Source organism: Calditrichota bacterium (assembly GCA_014359355.1).
Taxonomy (GTDB): Bacteria; Zhuqueibacterota; Zhuqueibacteria; order JANLFK01; family Oleimicrobiaceae; genus Oleimicrobium.
Map to the genome: position 1 here is coordinate 1 of JACIZP010000206.1, position 14,480 is coordinate 14,480.

At 59.4% G+C, this 14,480-nt stretch carries 10 protein-coding genes and 1 tRNA gene; 2 read left to right on the top strand and 9 right to left on the bottom strand.

Translation table 11 applies throughout. From position 1 onward, the window contains the following. A partial coding sequence (locus tag H5U38_09290) for a hypothetical protein (GenBank protein ID MBC7187214.1) occupies window positions 1-230 on the top strand: 230 nt, incomplete at its 5' end. 87 nt (window positions 231-317) lie between these two features. On the opposite strand, the gene H5U38_09295 is transcribed toward H5U38_09290, so the two are convergent. From H5U38_09295 to H5U38_09325, 7 genes are all read right to left on the bottom strand, one after another. Continuing rightward, on the bottom strand, window positions 318-1,379 hold the full coding sequence (locus H5U38_09295) for a PorV/PorQ family protein (GenBank protein ID MBC7187215.1): 1,062 nt from the start codon (window positions 1,377-1,379) through the stop codon (window positions 318-320). Window positions 1,380-1,425: 46 nt separating this feature from the next. Then, complete coding sequence (locus H5U38_09300) at window positions 1,426-4,182, bottom strand: hypothetical protein (GenBank protein MBC7187216.1); 2,757 nt, start codon at window positions 4,180-4,182, stop codon at window positions 1,426-1,428. Window positions 4,183-4,222: 40 nt separating this feature from the next. Beyond that, window positions 4,223-7,024, bottom strand: a complete 2,802-nt coding sequence (locus H5U38_09305) for a TonB-dependent receptor (protein ID MBC7187217.1) — start codon at window positions 7,022-7,024, stop codon at window positions 4,223-4,225. A gap of 306 nt (window positions 7,025-7,330) precedes the next feature. Continuing rightward, complete coding sequence (locus H5U38_09310) at window positions 7,331-8,629, bottom strand: DUF4921 family protein (GenBank protein MBC7187218.1); 1,299 nt, start codon at window positions 8,627-8,629, stop codon at window positions 7,331-7,333. Window positions 8,630-8,848: 219 nt separating this feature from the next. Continuing rightward, window positions 8,849-10,294 carry a transglutaminase domain-containing protein gene (locus H5U38_09315; protein MBC7187219.1) on the bottom strand — a complete coding sequence of 482 codons (1,446 nt, stop codon included), beginning with the start codon at window positions 10,292-10,294 and terminating at the stop codon, window positions 8,849-8,851. A gap of 129 nt (window positions 10,295-10,423) precedes the next feature. Beyond that, window positions 10,424-11,923, bottom strand: coding sequence for a glycosyltransferase family 39 protein (locus H5U38_09320; GenBank protein ID MBC7187220.1), 1,500 nt, complete (start codon window positions 11,921-11,923; stop codon window positions 10,424-10,426). 72 nt (window positions 11,924-11,995) lie between these two features. Beyond that, window positions 11,996-12,068 (bottom strand) — tRNA-Phe (locus H5U38_09325). 308 nt (window positions 12,069-12,376) lie between these two features. Between H5U38_09325 and H5U38_09330 the strand changes: the two genes are divergently transcribed. Then, window positions 12,377-12,880 (top strand): sigma-70 family RNA polymerase sigma factor, encoded by a 504-nt coding sequence (locus tag H5U38_09330; GenBank protein MBC7187221.1) that lies wholly within the window; start codon window positions 12,377-12,379, stop codon window positions 12,878-12,880. Between the two features lie 9 nt (window positions 12,881-12,889). Here H5U38_09330 and H5U38_09335 read toward each other — a convergent pair whose 3' ends face one another. Both H5U38_09335 and H5U38_09340 read right to left on the bottom strand, forming a co-directional pair. Further along, entirely contained in the window at window positions 12,890-13,873 is a 984-nt protein-coding gene (locus tag H5U38_09335) for a hypothetical protein (GenBank protein ID MBC7187222.1), read from the bottom strand. A gap of 14 nt (window positions 13,874-13,887) precedes the next feature. Further along, a partial coding sequence (locus H5U38_09340) for a hypothetical protein (protein MBC7187223.1) occupies window positions 13,888-14,480 on the bottom strand: 593 nt, incomplete at its 5' end.

Here is a 14,480-nt window from a genome sequence, read left to right on the forward strand (position 1 = left end):
GTGGTTTGCTGAACGAGCTGGCGAAGGCGGTGAGCTTCCTGGTGCAGGCGAAAAAGGCCGAGTCGGTGGAGATGGCCTTTCGCAGCCAGGGTTCTGCGCCCTGGGAGCAGCGCTACGTGCAACTTGACATGAGCAATTGTCCACCAGGCCGGACCGAGCTTGTGGTGACCGTGACGGACCACAACAGTGGACAACGGGCGGCGGCAGCCACCAGCTTCGTGCTCGAATAGAAGAGCTTCCTCAGGAGGTGTCGCCAGAAACGCACAGCGCCCCGCCACTCCGACGGGGCGCTGTGCTTCTTGGAGGAGGGACAGATCTTAATAGCTAATGGTGAAAGAGAAACGATGGGCGTAATCCAGCATGCCCAAGTCGGTGTAGGCATAATCCAAGCAGAAGCTCGCCCGCGTGCCGGGCACGGTGAAGCGGAGACCTCCGCCTGCCGCGATCTTCACCTTGTAGAAGAGACTGAGCTCCTGTTCCTTGCTCAGCTTCTCCTCATCGAAGCCATCCGGGGCATAGACTAGGCCACCCCGCAAAAAGACCATCTTGTTCCAAGCAATCTCTGTTCCCAAGGTCGCGTAGGGGTTCACGTCACGCGGGTCGACGAAATCTGTATTGACGGTCACCGTGGCAAAGTCGCTCCTCAGCACGTCCAGCGACAGGCCCATGCGGAACGTGAGGGGCAGCGGCCACGCCTCGGTCTCCAAGCGCGACTCCTTGAGGGGGTTGCCCTCGATGACGTCGTCGATGTCGGCCTTCACCATTTGGTCGGTGCCGCGCATGGTCATTTTGCCGCCAAAGTTAGTGATGGACATGCCCAGGCGCATGCCATGAAACCCGGTGATGAACTGGGTTCCGGCGTCCACCGCGATGGTGCTGGCGCTGCTGAAACTAATGGACTCGCGGATGACCTTGAACTGCACGCCTACAGCGAAGCGATCGGTGAGTTCCCGCGCGTATGCCACCCCCAGGGCCAGGTCAGAGGCGCCAAAGTAGGTGCCGGTCCCATAGGGCTCTGACGGCGTGGTCCGCTCCATTTCGCCAAAGTCCAACAGATTGAGGCTGGCGCCAAGCGTACCCCAGGGTCCCAACGAGTAGGTGGCGCCGATGAAGCTGTGGCTTATGTCCAGAATCCAGTCGGTGTAGGCGATCCCCACATGCGCTCCGCCGATACGGGCGATGCCCGCCGGATTCCAGTACAGCGCAGAGTAGTCGGTGACAGAGGCCACGCATGCTCCGCCCATGGCTGCAGCCCGGGCACCAACGCCTATCTTGAGGAAGTTGGCACACGAAGTTCCGGTATTGTCATTGCCTGCCAGGAGCGGAGTGGCAGCTACCGTCACCGCCAGCAGAATGGAGAAGGATAGACGCATTTTCATTATCCGGCCTCCTCATTTGGATGGTGAGTGCCGCATGTGAGCATAGCTACTTGATGATGGCGAACTTGCCCAACTTCTCGCCGATCCCAGGTGCCTCGACATGGAAGATGTACACGCCAAAGGCTACCTCCTGGTCGTTGTACGTCCACAGGTTCCATGCCTGCACGCTGGGGCCACGGTAACCCGGGTCACCTGGTTGGTGATGGAGAATCTGCACCAGTTCCCCTGAGGCGGTGAAGATCCTAATGGTACACCGCTCTGGCAGGCCGTGGAACTGGAGCTCCCGCACCCACGGCGTGAGCGAGTTCTCGTACACCGAAGTCACCGCGTAGGGGTTCGGGATCACGCGGACCTCTTCCAGGTCCTTTGCCGTTGCACCAGCGGCGGTAGCTGCTTTGGTGGTAATCACGTAGCGATCGGCAGCGGTGAGCGGCCGCAAGGTGTAGATCTTGGCGATGTCCCCGGTGCGTGGCCTTATGCCGGTGTGCGTGGAGGTGGTATCAGCCAAAGTCACTGTCCAGGTGAACTTGGTCTTACCATCGATGATCTCCTTGAACAGCACCTTGTACTGGGTGGTGTCGCTGGCTGGGCTCTGCACAATGCCGTCGATCTGCTGGCCGTAGCTGACGTTCCAAAGCTCGAAGGGCACGATGCGCCCAGCCAGCGTGTCGCCCCGCGCCGTAAACCGCACCTCGTAGTCGGAGGCCCGCGGTGTGGTCGTCGGCACGGCCAGGATGGTCCAGTTGGTCTGCGCCGTGTCGCCAGCGGTGGTGGCCCAATAGCTGCGCGAGTTGTCGAAGGCGATTCGCTCCTCGTCGACGATGGTCAGGCGGAACCCATCCACCACCGGTACGTGCTCCTCGCCGTGCAAGAGGGGGGAGTTGGCAATAACGGTTGCGTTACGCAAGCTGTCGTACAGGCTAAAGGTTTTTGCCGCCGGGTTTGCATCGTCGATGGTAAGGATGTAGCGATTGTCGACCACTGCCAAGGGGTCCAGTATCTCAGCGTGCGGTTCGACCGTGGAAAGCCCTGCGCGGTGCTCGATGGCGAGGGCCGGCTGCTTGAGACCTGCTACTGGACTCTGCGGCACGACGCGCACGGTGTTGTCGCCCGGTTTGTCCGGCTCAGTGCTCCGCGCATTCTCCATGGGCGGAATGCGCAAGTCGCCGTACACGTCCTCCCGATCGTAGGCACAAACAGCGTACCAGTATTCGACGCCGTTCTGCAGGTTGCGGTCCACGTACTTGTGCTGCAGCCCTGTGTCATCGCCAAGCTTCAGGTATGGGTTCAGGGGGCTCGTGCCCGTCACGCCATTTTCAAGGTCGAACTGGGCGATGGGCACGTAGCCGACCACAGCGCCCACCGCATCGCGGATGGGCTCGCCCCAGGTCAGGCCGCGATCGGTGGAGCGATAGATGCGGTATCCCTCGAAGGCGTTGTTGCCGGTGAGCGGGTCTACCGAACTCTCCGAAGGCTCTGCATCCCAGTACAGCGTGACCGTTTGATCGCCGGCATAAGCGCGCACATTCGGCTGTTGCGGTGCGCTCGGTGCGCTGTAGCCGGCATTGTACAGAAGCTGGCACAGGGTTGCATTGGCCATGAGCTCAGCCTTGTTGGCGCCGAAGATGTTGGCAAAAGTGAAGGTCACCGTCTCTCCAGGCGCCAAGTCAAACGGCCCAGAAGCATGCAGAGAGGTGACGTCTGGCCCATAGGTGCCCGGCGTCCGCGTCCAGTCGTTGGGGTGAGGCTGGACGTTGTCGATCTTGTCGATCCCAGAGGCGAGCATGTCGTAGACATCCGCCTGGGTGGGTACAAAAAAGTCGTCATAGGTTGCCACGAAGAGCGTGGTCTGGCCGAGTTCCTTGCCATCTTTGCCCTTTGGCGTCTCCAACATCTTCAGGCCTTGCCAGGCCACGTTCTTGTTCACATATCCCACCGACTTGTCGTCGCCGTCCCAGATGTACATGAAGCTTCCCAACAGTGGATCGTCCTGTGGGGCAATGTACTTTGCAAAGTCATCCATCCACTCATTGTCGCCCTCTTCCGGGCAATCCATGTCGGTGTGCACCCCGACGTAGCAGTCCTTGATGGTGTCGGTGCCGGTATTCGTGATGAAGTACTTGAAGACGATGAAATCATCGGCCAACAGGCTGGACCACTGCATGGCCCGTCCATAGGTGCGAATGTGCAGAGGTGTTGGCTGCTGGCAGGTGGGGTCGTCATCCACGGCCATCCAGATGGCCTCGGCGTCGGCAGCCACTTCGCCGTCCGGTTTCACCCCAGGGAAGCCCAATGAACCGATGGGGCCCACATCCGCCGGCCACTGCGCCGCCCAGGAATTAGGCTTGTTGCTCATGGCGAGGCCATTCTCGCCGATGCCCGAGTCGTAGCCGGGCAGCGGCTCGTAGTGGTTCTCGTTGATGTCTTCGTAGCAGCCGCGGGCGCCACAGGAAATCCGCTTCTCCCCCTTGATCTTGCCGCCCACAATCAGCGCCTCGCACCACTGATAGGTGATGCCCGAGCCGATGGGGTACTCGAAGGTAATCATCTCCCGGCTGTAACCCAGTCGGTTGGCATTGTTGATCTCCAGGCGTATCTTGCCCACATCCAGGCGGCCATACTTCCGGTCCTGGAAACCTGTTGGCTTGCTGAGCGCACCGGAAAGATTCCGCTGCTGCGCCAGCCGCTGGTAGTATTGCCATTTACTCATGCCTTCTTCAGGGCGATCGCCAGCCGTGGAGACCAAGACCACGCTGAGCAGCAGGGGAAGGGCAATCGCCAAGGCGATGAATCTTCCTCTCATGGCACGTTCCTCCGTACGGGCTTTGAGTTTGTGTGGCGCGTCAGAATCCAACGCTCAGGCCGAGCTCCAACGTGCGCGGCGGCCCAAGGTAGTGGGGGCGCGAGACAAAGTCCTGGGTCTCGTCCCAGTCGGAACTGGCGTCTGGTTTGCCCGTGTCGCCATACACCGCCAGCACGTTCCTTTTGTTGAACAGGTTGTAGACATCCGCATAAAGTGCCAATTCCATGCCCATAAGTCGGAACAACTTCTGCGCGCGCAGGTTCACCGTCATGGTCCACGGACGGCGAGCGCTGTTCGGCTCGTCAAGACGCAGACCACGCGAGCTCATCGGTGTATAGGGCAGGCCGCTGCCATAGTTGCCCACGATGTTCACCGCCCAGTTCCCGGGCCTCCCAATGTCCAGCACAAAGTTCATGGTGTGTGTCTGGTCCCAGTCCATGGTCACCGTCTTCTTGGGCGGATAGGTCTTGAACACAGAGAAGGAGTACCAGTCGTTGTAGTGCGAGGTAACGTTCGCAGCGTTGCCTTCCGCTCGCGAGTAGGTGTAGTTGAGCGTGCCGCCAAAGAAGCGGGAGAAGCGCTTCTCCAGCGAAACCTCTACTCCCTTGGCATTAGCATAGTCCATGTTGACGTAGCGCCAGTACGGTGTTGGCGTGGCCATAAAGCGCTGCAAGGCAGTGTAGTCGAAGATGTCTTTGTAGTAGACGGTGACATCCAGGGCAATATCCCGGCTCAGCCGGGTCTGTACGCCGATCTCGTAGGCAACGGTCTTCTCTGGCTTCAGGTTGGCGTTGCCCACCCAGCTATAGATGCCGTAGATGGACAGGTCCGGGTAGGGGTAGTTCGGGTCGTCCTGGTTTTCGAAGTAGTAGAGGTACTGGTAGTCTGGCACTTGGTAGAAGTGGCCGTAGGCAAAATGGAGCACTGCACGGTCAGTCACCGGGTGGGCGAACCCCAGCCTGGGGCTCACGTGGATCTTTTTCTCCGCGTCCTTGAGCTCGGCTGTGGTAGGCTTGGTGGGATCGCCAAAGTATTTGGCCTTCGTGTCCATATAGTCTATGCGTAGACCAGCGTTGACTACCAGGCCCCAGTCCTCGAACTCCATCTTGTCCTGGATGTAAGCAGCGCCCTCGATGGGCTTGTGGCTGTAGTGGTAGTACTCGGGCTTGGGGTTATAGGGGCCGCCCACGTAAAAATAGCGTAGGTCCAGCTGTTTCACTTCCACCCCGGCCTTGAACTGGTGCGTCTTGGTCGCTTGGCTGGTAAGGTCGAACTTGAGCGTGCTAATGGCGTTCTTGCGCTCCTCAAAGTCGTTGTCGCCGCCGATCGTCCAGGTGCTGTCGACCTTCACGCCGTTCTCATCGTACTGGTAGGTCCACCACCCTTTGTTGAATTCATACTCCTCATCCGGACGCGTGCGATTGGCCTTGCCCGCGTACTCTAACGAATCGCTGAGTTGGTAGTACTTGGCGTACTCCCTGCCCACATAGGTCTTGCCGGTGCGCTTGCTCTTGTAGACGAAGAACTCGTCTTCTTCCAACCCTCTGTAGGCGTAGTTGGTCACAAAGTGCGAACCGCGCAACGTGTAAAATGTCCGTGGGCTGAGCGTGTGGGTGAGGGTGAAGTTCAGCATGTAGTTGTCTTCGAAGTTGGTCTCCAGCGCATCGGGCACGTACTTGTAGCCGTGCGAGTAGTTCTTGTACTGCGACTTGCCCACCACGCCGCCCAGGGTGAGCTTGATGCTTTCCAGCGGCCTAAAGACCAGCTTACCGTTACCCCGGCTTTCGATGCGGTAGGGAATCCCGGTCCATCCCAGGTAGGTATCGGTGTCCAAATAGTCGCCGGAGACGAAGAAGGTGTTGGCCTTGCCCAAGAACGGAATGGGCCCGCCCACATAGGCGTCCAGGCGGTAGGTGTCATAGTCGTGGAGCTTCTGGGTGACCGTTTCCCAATACTTGGGGTTGTTCTTGTTGCTGCCTGGCGTTGCCGGTGCCGTGCCCGCGACGCTGATCGGCTGGCCGTCGGAGGTGACCCAATCGGTGCGGACGCCATTCACTATGCGCTGGTACTTGCGCAGGTAGGTGATCTCGCGCGGATTCACCCCCTTGTCCGTGCGGAAACGAACACGACCAGAGTAGTTGGCGCCGCCTTCCTTGGTGACGATGTTCAGCACCCCAGACATGGCCTCGCCGTACTCGGCATTGAACGTACCGGTCATCACTGCCAGCTCGGCGATGCCCACGTTGGCCACGTTACTCCCCATGCTGCCCACCTGCGGGTCCTCGACGTAAAAGCCATCGATGAGGTAGGCCAGCTCTCCAGAACGTCCGCCCCGGACGTTGAACTCGCGGTTCAAACCGGTCCCCGACTCGACAAAGCCAGGGTGCGTGGCCAGCACCTGTTGGTAGGTATTCACCGGCATTTTGTCGATCTGCTCGCCGGTGGTTACGCTGGCCGTTGCGGTCATGTCGCGCTCGATGAGCGGTCGTTCTGCGGTTATCTCCACCACCTGCCCCTCGAGCACCGTGGGCGACAGCTCGAAATCGACCCTGGTGGTATAGTCGACCGTGACCTGCACCTCGCGCTTCACTACTGCAGTGTAGCCGATCATGGTGGCTCGCACGCTGTACTTGCCTGGCGGCACGTTGATGATGAAGTAGTAGCCATCGTTGTCCGTGGCCGCGCCCATGGTTGTCCCTTCGAGGATGACATTGACCGCAGGCAATGGGGAGCCGGTGCTCTTGTCCTTCACCGTACCGGCGATTTTGCCCGTGGTCCCTGCCCAAAGGAGGCCATGGGCTGCCACCGCTACGATTGCCGCCAGCCATACACCACGCTTCATAGGTCTTCCTCCTTCCGTGTGATGGACAGGCTCACACGCTGGCGCTGCTCTGCCGATAACCCAACGAAGCAGGCGCCTGAGCGTCGTTTACGCCCATGCTCGTCAGGAATATAACCACAGATTGAGAAAAAGTCAAGAACAAAGATGAAAAAAATGAATCGAAATCAGGGCTCGAATGAAACGCCCCGCACCGCGGCGCGGCCTTACTTCTGGGGCGTAACCCCTTGTGCTTTTGCTCGGGGTAGTAGTCTGTCTTGAGGTCGCCGTGAGCGCGACCCAAAGGGGGACCGACTTGTTTTGCTCTGCTCAGCAGCGGCCGTTCAGATAGTACTTGAGGGAATTTGGCTTAACTTCGCACTCCTGCGCGATGCAAACGCCGGCGATCAAGCCCTTGTCGCGCACTTCGAAGAGCCGCGGCACAATCATATCGCGCAGGTCCTTCAGCCGGAACGGGTTGACGTAGATCTTGGTGCCGCCTTCGAATCCCGCAGGGATGTTCACCCGCCACTTGATGAGCACATGCCACGGCATCGGGATAATCGCGTCGCGCGGCATGTAGTACCACTCCTCGTTGCACGAGAGCTGGTTTCCCATGGCCGCGTGAATGGCATGGACGATGTCACTGAAGCCGCGAAGTTCCTCGTCGGTGTGCTCACTCGGCTTGCAGTGCTGGCTCTTTGAGTAAATGGCGATGGTGGGATAGCGATGACCCAGGTCGACGAACGCCATGGCGTGGGCGTTCTCGGCAACTACCAGGTTCTGGTAAGAGGCGAAATTCGCGGCATACTCGTTGTACATGTTGGGGCTGGCGTGCGCCAGCTGTAGTTCACGCTCCACCGAGACGCCCCACTCGTCTAGGCCAACCAATTGCTTGTGCAGGTGATCGAAAGACGCGCCCGCCGGACGAAGCCAGTTTTGGTAGACGCTCACATAGCGCACATAGCGGTTCTGGTCGTAGATGTCCTCCATGGCCGCGATGGTGAACTTGAAGTACCAAAAGTGCTCGTCGGGGGTGAGCATGCCTGAGGAACAAGAGTCAGAATCGTACTGGGCCCCGGGCACATAGTGCCGACGGTAAATGAGCAGCTCGTGGCAGCCCCCAAAGAAGGCATCCGCATACTCCAACTTCTCATCGGTGGACATGCTGCGCAGCTGGGCCTCTGTGTAGCCGCTCATGCTCAGCTTCATGTCCACCATGTGCAGCACATGTGCCAACCCCTCCTTGCTGGAAAGGTAGCGTTGCTTCCAGGCCAGGTTCTTCTCGCTCAGTCGATAGTCGTGGTTCTTCTTCCAGTAGTCTACGCTGACGATTTCGAAGAGATTGGGGATGCGCCGAAACTCAGCGGTGGTAGCAAAGAGCTGGCTTGGGTCGATCCTCTCCAATGCGTAGTAGCCGCCATCCTTGCGCACCAGGCGGCTCTTCTCCGGGGGAGTGTTCAGATAGTTTGCTTCACAGAAGTTGCAATAGTCCTCGGGCGTGTGAATCTCAAGCTTCTTGGCAGTCTTGGGGCGTTCATTGGTTATGGGCTTGTGTCTCCGGCCAGGTATGGCCCAAACCTCGGTGCCGGTGAAGGGATGGATCTGCTTCTCGGTGCCATCTGGCATCACGTGGTACATCGCCTCATGGACACGCTCTAACAAGACGGCTCCCTCCTTAATTTCTGGAAGTTGTGGCTGTTCTCAGTCGCACAAAGCGCCGGCGAATTTACGAAAATCCTGCAACATTTGCAAGGAGAAAAGCTGGCTCGGCTGGTTCTCCCTTGGGTCGCACAGGCACCGCGTGCGCCTTGTCTTGACGCCTTCCTGCGACGGGCCAGCCCACCGTCAGTCCAGTCGCTCCACCTGCCAATCGTAGTCCCAGCAGTCAAAATAGAGGTTGCCCCCACGCCACTCCACCTCGCCCCGCTGAAAGTCCACGGTTTCGCTGCGCGGATAGATCTTGGCCGGGAAGAGCGGCTGAGAGAAGTCGTCGTTCACGATCCAACGGTAGGCATCGGTATTGCCAAGGCAAAACCAGCGCACGCGCTCATCCTTCGACTCTTTGAGGCCATAGGACTGATCCACCAACACCCAGCCGTACGGTTCCAAGTACATTTCGCACCAGTCGTGCATGGACTCTTGGCCGGGCATCATCTCATAGCCCGACTGCCAGTGAACCGGGATGCCATTCATGCGCGCCAGCGTCATGAAAAGCAGCGTCTGCATCCCGCAGTCCCCATGGCGCTCCTGATATGCGTACATGGGGATGTTGCGCACGGTCGAGTACTCTCGCGCTCCTGCCCAGGGCACCCACTCATCCACCCAGGCGAAGATCTTCTTGGCTTTCAAATAGGGATTGGTCTCGTTGCCCACAATCTTCCGCGAGACTGCGCGCAACTCGTCGGTGAACACGATGTGCGGCGGCACCTCTCGAGTGTGCTCCTTGTACAAGGCCGACGAGGTGTCGTAGGGCTGTACGCGAGCAGGATCGATGTTGTTGTACTCGGCATAGGAGGTGAAAGAGAAGCAGTACTGGAAGACGGTGGGTTGTCCGGCAACCGCCTTCTGCTCCATGTAGATGGTACGCTGCAGATAGCGTCCATTGTCCGCAATTAGGTAGGTGTCAGGACTTGCCTTCTCTATCCGGATGTCCCGTTGGCGGCGATTGCCTTCCCGCGGAAACGGAAGCCAGGCGCGAATTGTCTCCCCCGCAGGGACAGCATCTGGATGAACCCGAAGGGTGTAGGTGATGCGGAAGCGTTTCGGTTTGACCAGCCGGCAGCCCAAGGTTTCGCTTGCTTGGATGATCTCGGCTGCGTCCTGCTCGTAGCTGTAGGCCCTCTTGGGAAGGAGGCCATGGGCGCGATCGTAGGCCGCCTTGATGCGCCGCGCTTCCTTATCGATGCGGAAGAGGTTGCTGGCCGCCCTGGCGAAGTACCACTTCTGACCGTCGATCGTCATGCACTCTAACGACCGCTCGCTTTCCCATCGTTCGAGGTCTGCATCGCTCACCGTGGGGATGTACAGGCGAATATAGTCGAGCACCTCTTCCTTTGTCTTGGAAAAATCCTTGCGAATGCGGTCCAGCCTCTCGATCTCGAACTCCAGGGTCAAACGGTCCAAGGCCGGCATGTCGGGGGGTTGGGCGAGCGCCATTCTCATTTCGCTCTGTGCCTTGGCAAATTCGCCACGGGCGATGAGAGGTTCGAACTGGGCAAGGACGCCTCGGGTCTGCGCGAACGAGGGGAGTGCGAGCGCAGCGACCGCCAGAATTGTGCTGATTCTCTGCATTTTCATCTCCTCGGTGTGGTTCACCAGCCTATCGCCCGAAAAAGCACGGCGAGTAACCGGGCCGTGTCCTTGCTGTGAGAGCCAACGACTCCGAAGCCGCTGGGCAAAAAGAACGCCCGAGAGGAACGGCTATTGGGCATCATGGAAGTAGACCCTCACTGAGTTATCCTGCACCCCGCGCAGAGCGGGGAATTCCGCGACAAGGTGTGCGGACGAGGCCAACCAACGATACATGTGAGGGTTTTCTGGGGGGACAGTCTTGCCTATGGTGAGCACCCAAGCGCGAGAAAGAGCGCCCAGGTCCTCTTCCCGGCACGGCACGTAGATGCGACTGCTGTCCAAGGCAATCCCTTTCAGCTGCGCAGTGCCGGTAATGTAAAAGCGCGCCTCAGCGGGCTCCTTGAAGAAGTACAAGGGCACGATGACATCTTCCGCTCTCGCATGCTCATGCACATAGCAGATCGCCTCCTGCAGCCGGTCGCGGTTGCCCCAGCCATAGGTGAAGTAGCCGTAGCAAGTCTCCAACGACGGAATGAGCACTACCGCGGCGATTCCTGCCCAAGCAACTTTCTTCCCCCGGGCGGCGCTCGCCAGATGAGTGACGAAGTAGGCCGCGGCGATACAGAAGGCGGGGAGCGTGTAGGAGACGTACTTTGCGCTGACGTTCACTCGGAAGGCAGCAGCCAACACCAGGGCAACAGGACCGATGAGGGCGTAAGTTGCGAGGAAAGCCCCTTCGCGTCGGCGTGTTGCAAGCAGGTGAATCATCCCCAGCAGGGCGGCCACTGCCAAACTGGGGGTCAAGTGGTAGCCGACTCTCAGCACAAAGCCAAAGGGCGTGACTCCCCAGTAGCCAGAGGTTATCTGCTTCTCCCGCCAATGCGCTACAAACCGGAGAAAGCTGGGGAAGAACAACAGTCCCAAAGCGGCCCCTACCGCGACCACAAGCACCACGCGCTTTGCCATCCAACCGGCTGGTGGCCGAGGGAAGAGCTGGGCCGTGAGCATGAAGACTACGGCAGTAAGAAGAACAAAGGCGGCGGTGTTGTGGAAGAAAAAGGCCAAGAGAGAAAGGCCAACGAAGAGTATCAAGTCGGCAACTCCTCCGCGCTTCGCGAAACGGTCCAGGCAAAAGAGGGCACACAGCGACAAGAGGACGACCACTGAGTAAGCCCTGGCAAACTGCGAAAGGTAGATGTGCCAGGGCGAGAAGGCAGCAAAGAGCAGGGCGACCATTGCCACCCGGGCGTCGAACAGGTGACGCGCTAGTGCGTGGATCGCCAGCAGTGTGAGGATGCCGAAGATGCAAGGGAAGAGACGCAAGGCGAAGGCAGTGTGGCCGAAGAGTTCCAGGGCGGCGCGGCTCAAGAGGAGAAACGGATAGGAAAGGTTACTGCCCCACGCCTGCTGTGCGCGCCCATATGTGTACAGTTCGTCGATCCAGCAGCTCCAGGCGCCGAGCCTGTAGAACCGGATGGCCCCTCCGATGAGGAGGATGACCACGAGGCCGATCGCGTGCTGGCGCTGGCGTTGTAAAGCTGCGATGGACGTTGGCCCTCTCCGCCAGGAAAGCTCGTTACGCGTGGACGCTTCGACGGCGCGCGGCTCGTTGCGCAATTGCCAGCCCACCTCCTCCGCATCCCCTGGCGCCTTGGCGCCCCTAACAAAGAAGGCCCTGAGCTCGCACCCAGGGCCTGGGAGTGGCGCCTCCCAGAATCGAACTGGGGACACACGGATTTTCAGTCCGTTGCTCTACCGACTGAGCTAAAGCGCCAAACCACCGCTGACAAATATAGAAAATTTTCCTTCTTTGTCAAGAGGAAAAATCTCGCTCCCCAGCCGCTCGACACCCGATTTCCCTCATTTTGACCATTTTGCCGCTCCCTCCATTGCCCAGCACGCTCAGCCACCTGCGACCTTGCTTTCTCGACAGCGGGCGGCCAAAATCCGCTTGATTGTTTGGCATTTTTCCACTATTTTCGGACAACTTTTGAGGGCCAATGCGTGAAGACAAGCGGTTTACCCGACTCCATCCTCATCAAGGGGGCGCTGGGCGGTGACCAGGCAGCATATCGCCGCATCATGGAACGCTACCGTGGCCCCATCTTCAGTGTCATCTACCGCATGGTCAGGAATCGGCTTCAGGCCGAAGACCTGGTGCAGGAGACCTTCATCAAGGCATTTGCCGCCCTGGCGAATTTCAACGAAGAGTACGCCTTTTCCACCTGGCTCTATAAAATAGCCATCAACAACTGTATCGATTACTTCCGCAAGAAGAAACTTGCCACCTGTTCCTTGGAGCATCCGATCCAGGCGAAGGACGGCGAGATCCCCCGCGAGTTCGCCGACGCCTCAGCCAGCCCCGAGCGCACCCTGCTGGCGAAGGAACGCACGAGGATCATCGAAGAGGCCATCGCCAGTCTGCCCGAGAGGTATCGTATCTGCATCATCCTTCGCCACAATGAAGATCGCTCCTACGAGGAGATTAGCCAGATTCTCAACGTGCCGTTGGGCACGGTGAAGGCCCGCATCTTCCGGGCGCGCGAGATGCTGAAAAAGCGCCTCAAAAACCAACTGCGCCCTTGACGGAGTCCGCTACTTGGTCAGGAGGATCCTTTCCACGCGGTGCTCACTGCCGGCCGCAATGCGGCAGAAATAGATGCCCGCCGGGAGCTCCCGGCCATGCTGATCCCTGCCATCCCAAGTGAAGCGGTGCTCTCCGGGCGGCAACGACCCCTCTGCCAGCACCCTAACCACCGCCCCGCGCAGGTTTACTATGACCACCCGCGACGGTAACGCCTTTGGCAACGACAGCGAGATGGTCGTGAGCCCGCGACAGGGATTGGGGAAGGCTGGCGAAAGGTGAAAAGCCGCTGGCACAAGGCTGGGTGTTTCCACGCTCACGGTGCCCAAGACCGTTCGCACGCCGTTTCTGGCCAGCTCCTCAAGCCGATAGTCGCATCTTGTTCCGCGTGGTGCTTTCTGGTCGAAATAGTGGTACTCTTGCCGGCGGCCAATGCCACCTGTGGCCGGCAGCAGGCCCTCGTTCACGCTCACCCACCCCGTTTTGCCCTGTTCGGCTCGCCAAAGGTCAAAGCCCAGGCAATCGACTTCGTCACTGGTTTGCCATCTCACCACCACACCCCCGTCTTCCCACGCAGCCTCCAAGAGGACCAAATGAAGGGGCAGGGGTAGTATGCCGGCGTCTTGATATGGGTCCGAGGTCAGGACGATTTCGGTGGAGGCGGACTCCCCAGTGACTTGGTTCCGCACGTTTATCACCAAGAGGTCCCCGATCGACCATGGCGTGGGGAAATCGGCACACTGCACCATCCAGATCAGACGTGAACTCTCCGGCAGCAGGCCAGTCTGGCTTGGGGCATTGTGTGTCAGCACCTCGCCAGGACGGCTCTGGATGAAGGCCTCGAAGCTCACCTGGTTTGCCTGCGGCACACCGCCGTCGCTGGCACGGACTTCGCCGTAGACCAGGTGGGGCACTTGCGCCACGGCAACCTCGCCCCAGCCCATGAGCATGGCGACCGTCGCCAACAGCACCGCACAATACCTGCCACGTGTCATCTTCTCTTTCCTCCTCATGGCCAGGTGACATCCTGGTTCACGCGCACAAAATAGGGCCATCCGGGGGTAAGCGCGAAATTGCTCGCGGGTTGCGAAGGCTGGTAGAACTCGACCGCCTGTGCTTCGGCGTTCCACCTTCCCACCTGGCTACAACGAGGAATGTTGGCCAACAAGTCCGAGGCCCTGGTCAGGTGCCGCTTGCTGAAGGGCAGGACAATGGCGTTGAGGCGCCCTTCAGGCGAGGCACGGAGCTGATAGCTGCCGTCGGCGAGGAACCCTGCGACACTCATCATGCCTGGCATAGTCGCGTTCACCAGCAAAGGCTGCGCGCTGCTGATCGAGAAATTGGTTGCTGGCAAAGCCGGGATGAACTGCTGAAGCGATCCAGTGACAGGGTCAATGAAGGCCACTGAGTTCATCTGGGGAAAACGCGCCACCAAGTCTGCGGCCGTAGAGGCAATGGGCTGAGCAAAGGGAAAGGCGACGGCGTTAAAGTCCGTACCAGTGGTGGTGGCCAGAGGGAAGTCGAGTTCGCCCGCGTACCCGTACAGGGCCGACTCCAAATCGCCGTGCGTGGCAGTGATGGCGTAGAAGGCGTTCTGTAAGG

Bases quoted from the DNA above. Each gene is read 5' to 3' on its own strand.
- H5U38_09330 (MBC7187221.1), top strand. From the start codon at position 12,377: ATGGAACGCTACCGTGGCCCCATCTTCAGTGTCATCTACCGCATGGTC.
- H5U38_09315 (MBC7187219.1), bottom strand. From the start codon at position 10,294: ATGCAGAGAATCAGCACAATTCTGGCGGTCGCTGCGCTCGCACTCCCC.
- H5U38_09310 (MBC7187218.1), bottom strand. From the start codon at position 8,629: ATGCCAGATGGCACCGAGAAGCAGATCCATCCCTTCACCGGCACCGAG.
- H5U38_09300 (MBC7187216.1), bottom strand. From the start codon at position 4,182: ATGAGAGGAAGATTCATCGCCTTGGCGATTGCCCTTCCCCTGCTGCTC.
- H5U38_09335 (MBC7187222.1), bottom strand. From the start codon at position 13,873: ATGACACGTGGCAGGTATTGTGCGGTGCTGTTGGCGACGGTCGCCATG.
- H5U38_09305 (MBC7187217.1), bottom strand. From the start codon at position 7,024: ATGAAGCGTGGTGTATGGCTGGCGGCAATCGTAGCGGTGGCAGCCCAT.
- H5U38_09295 (MBC7187215.1), bottom strand. From the start codon at position 1,379: ATGAAAATGCGTCTATCCTTCTCCATTCTGCTGGCGGTGACGGTAGCT.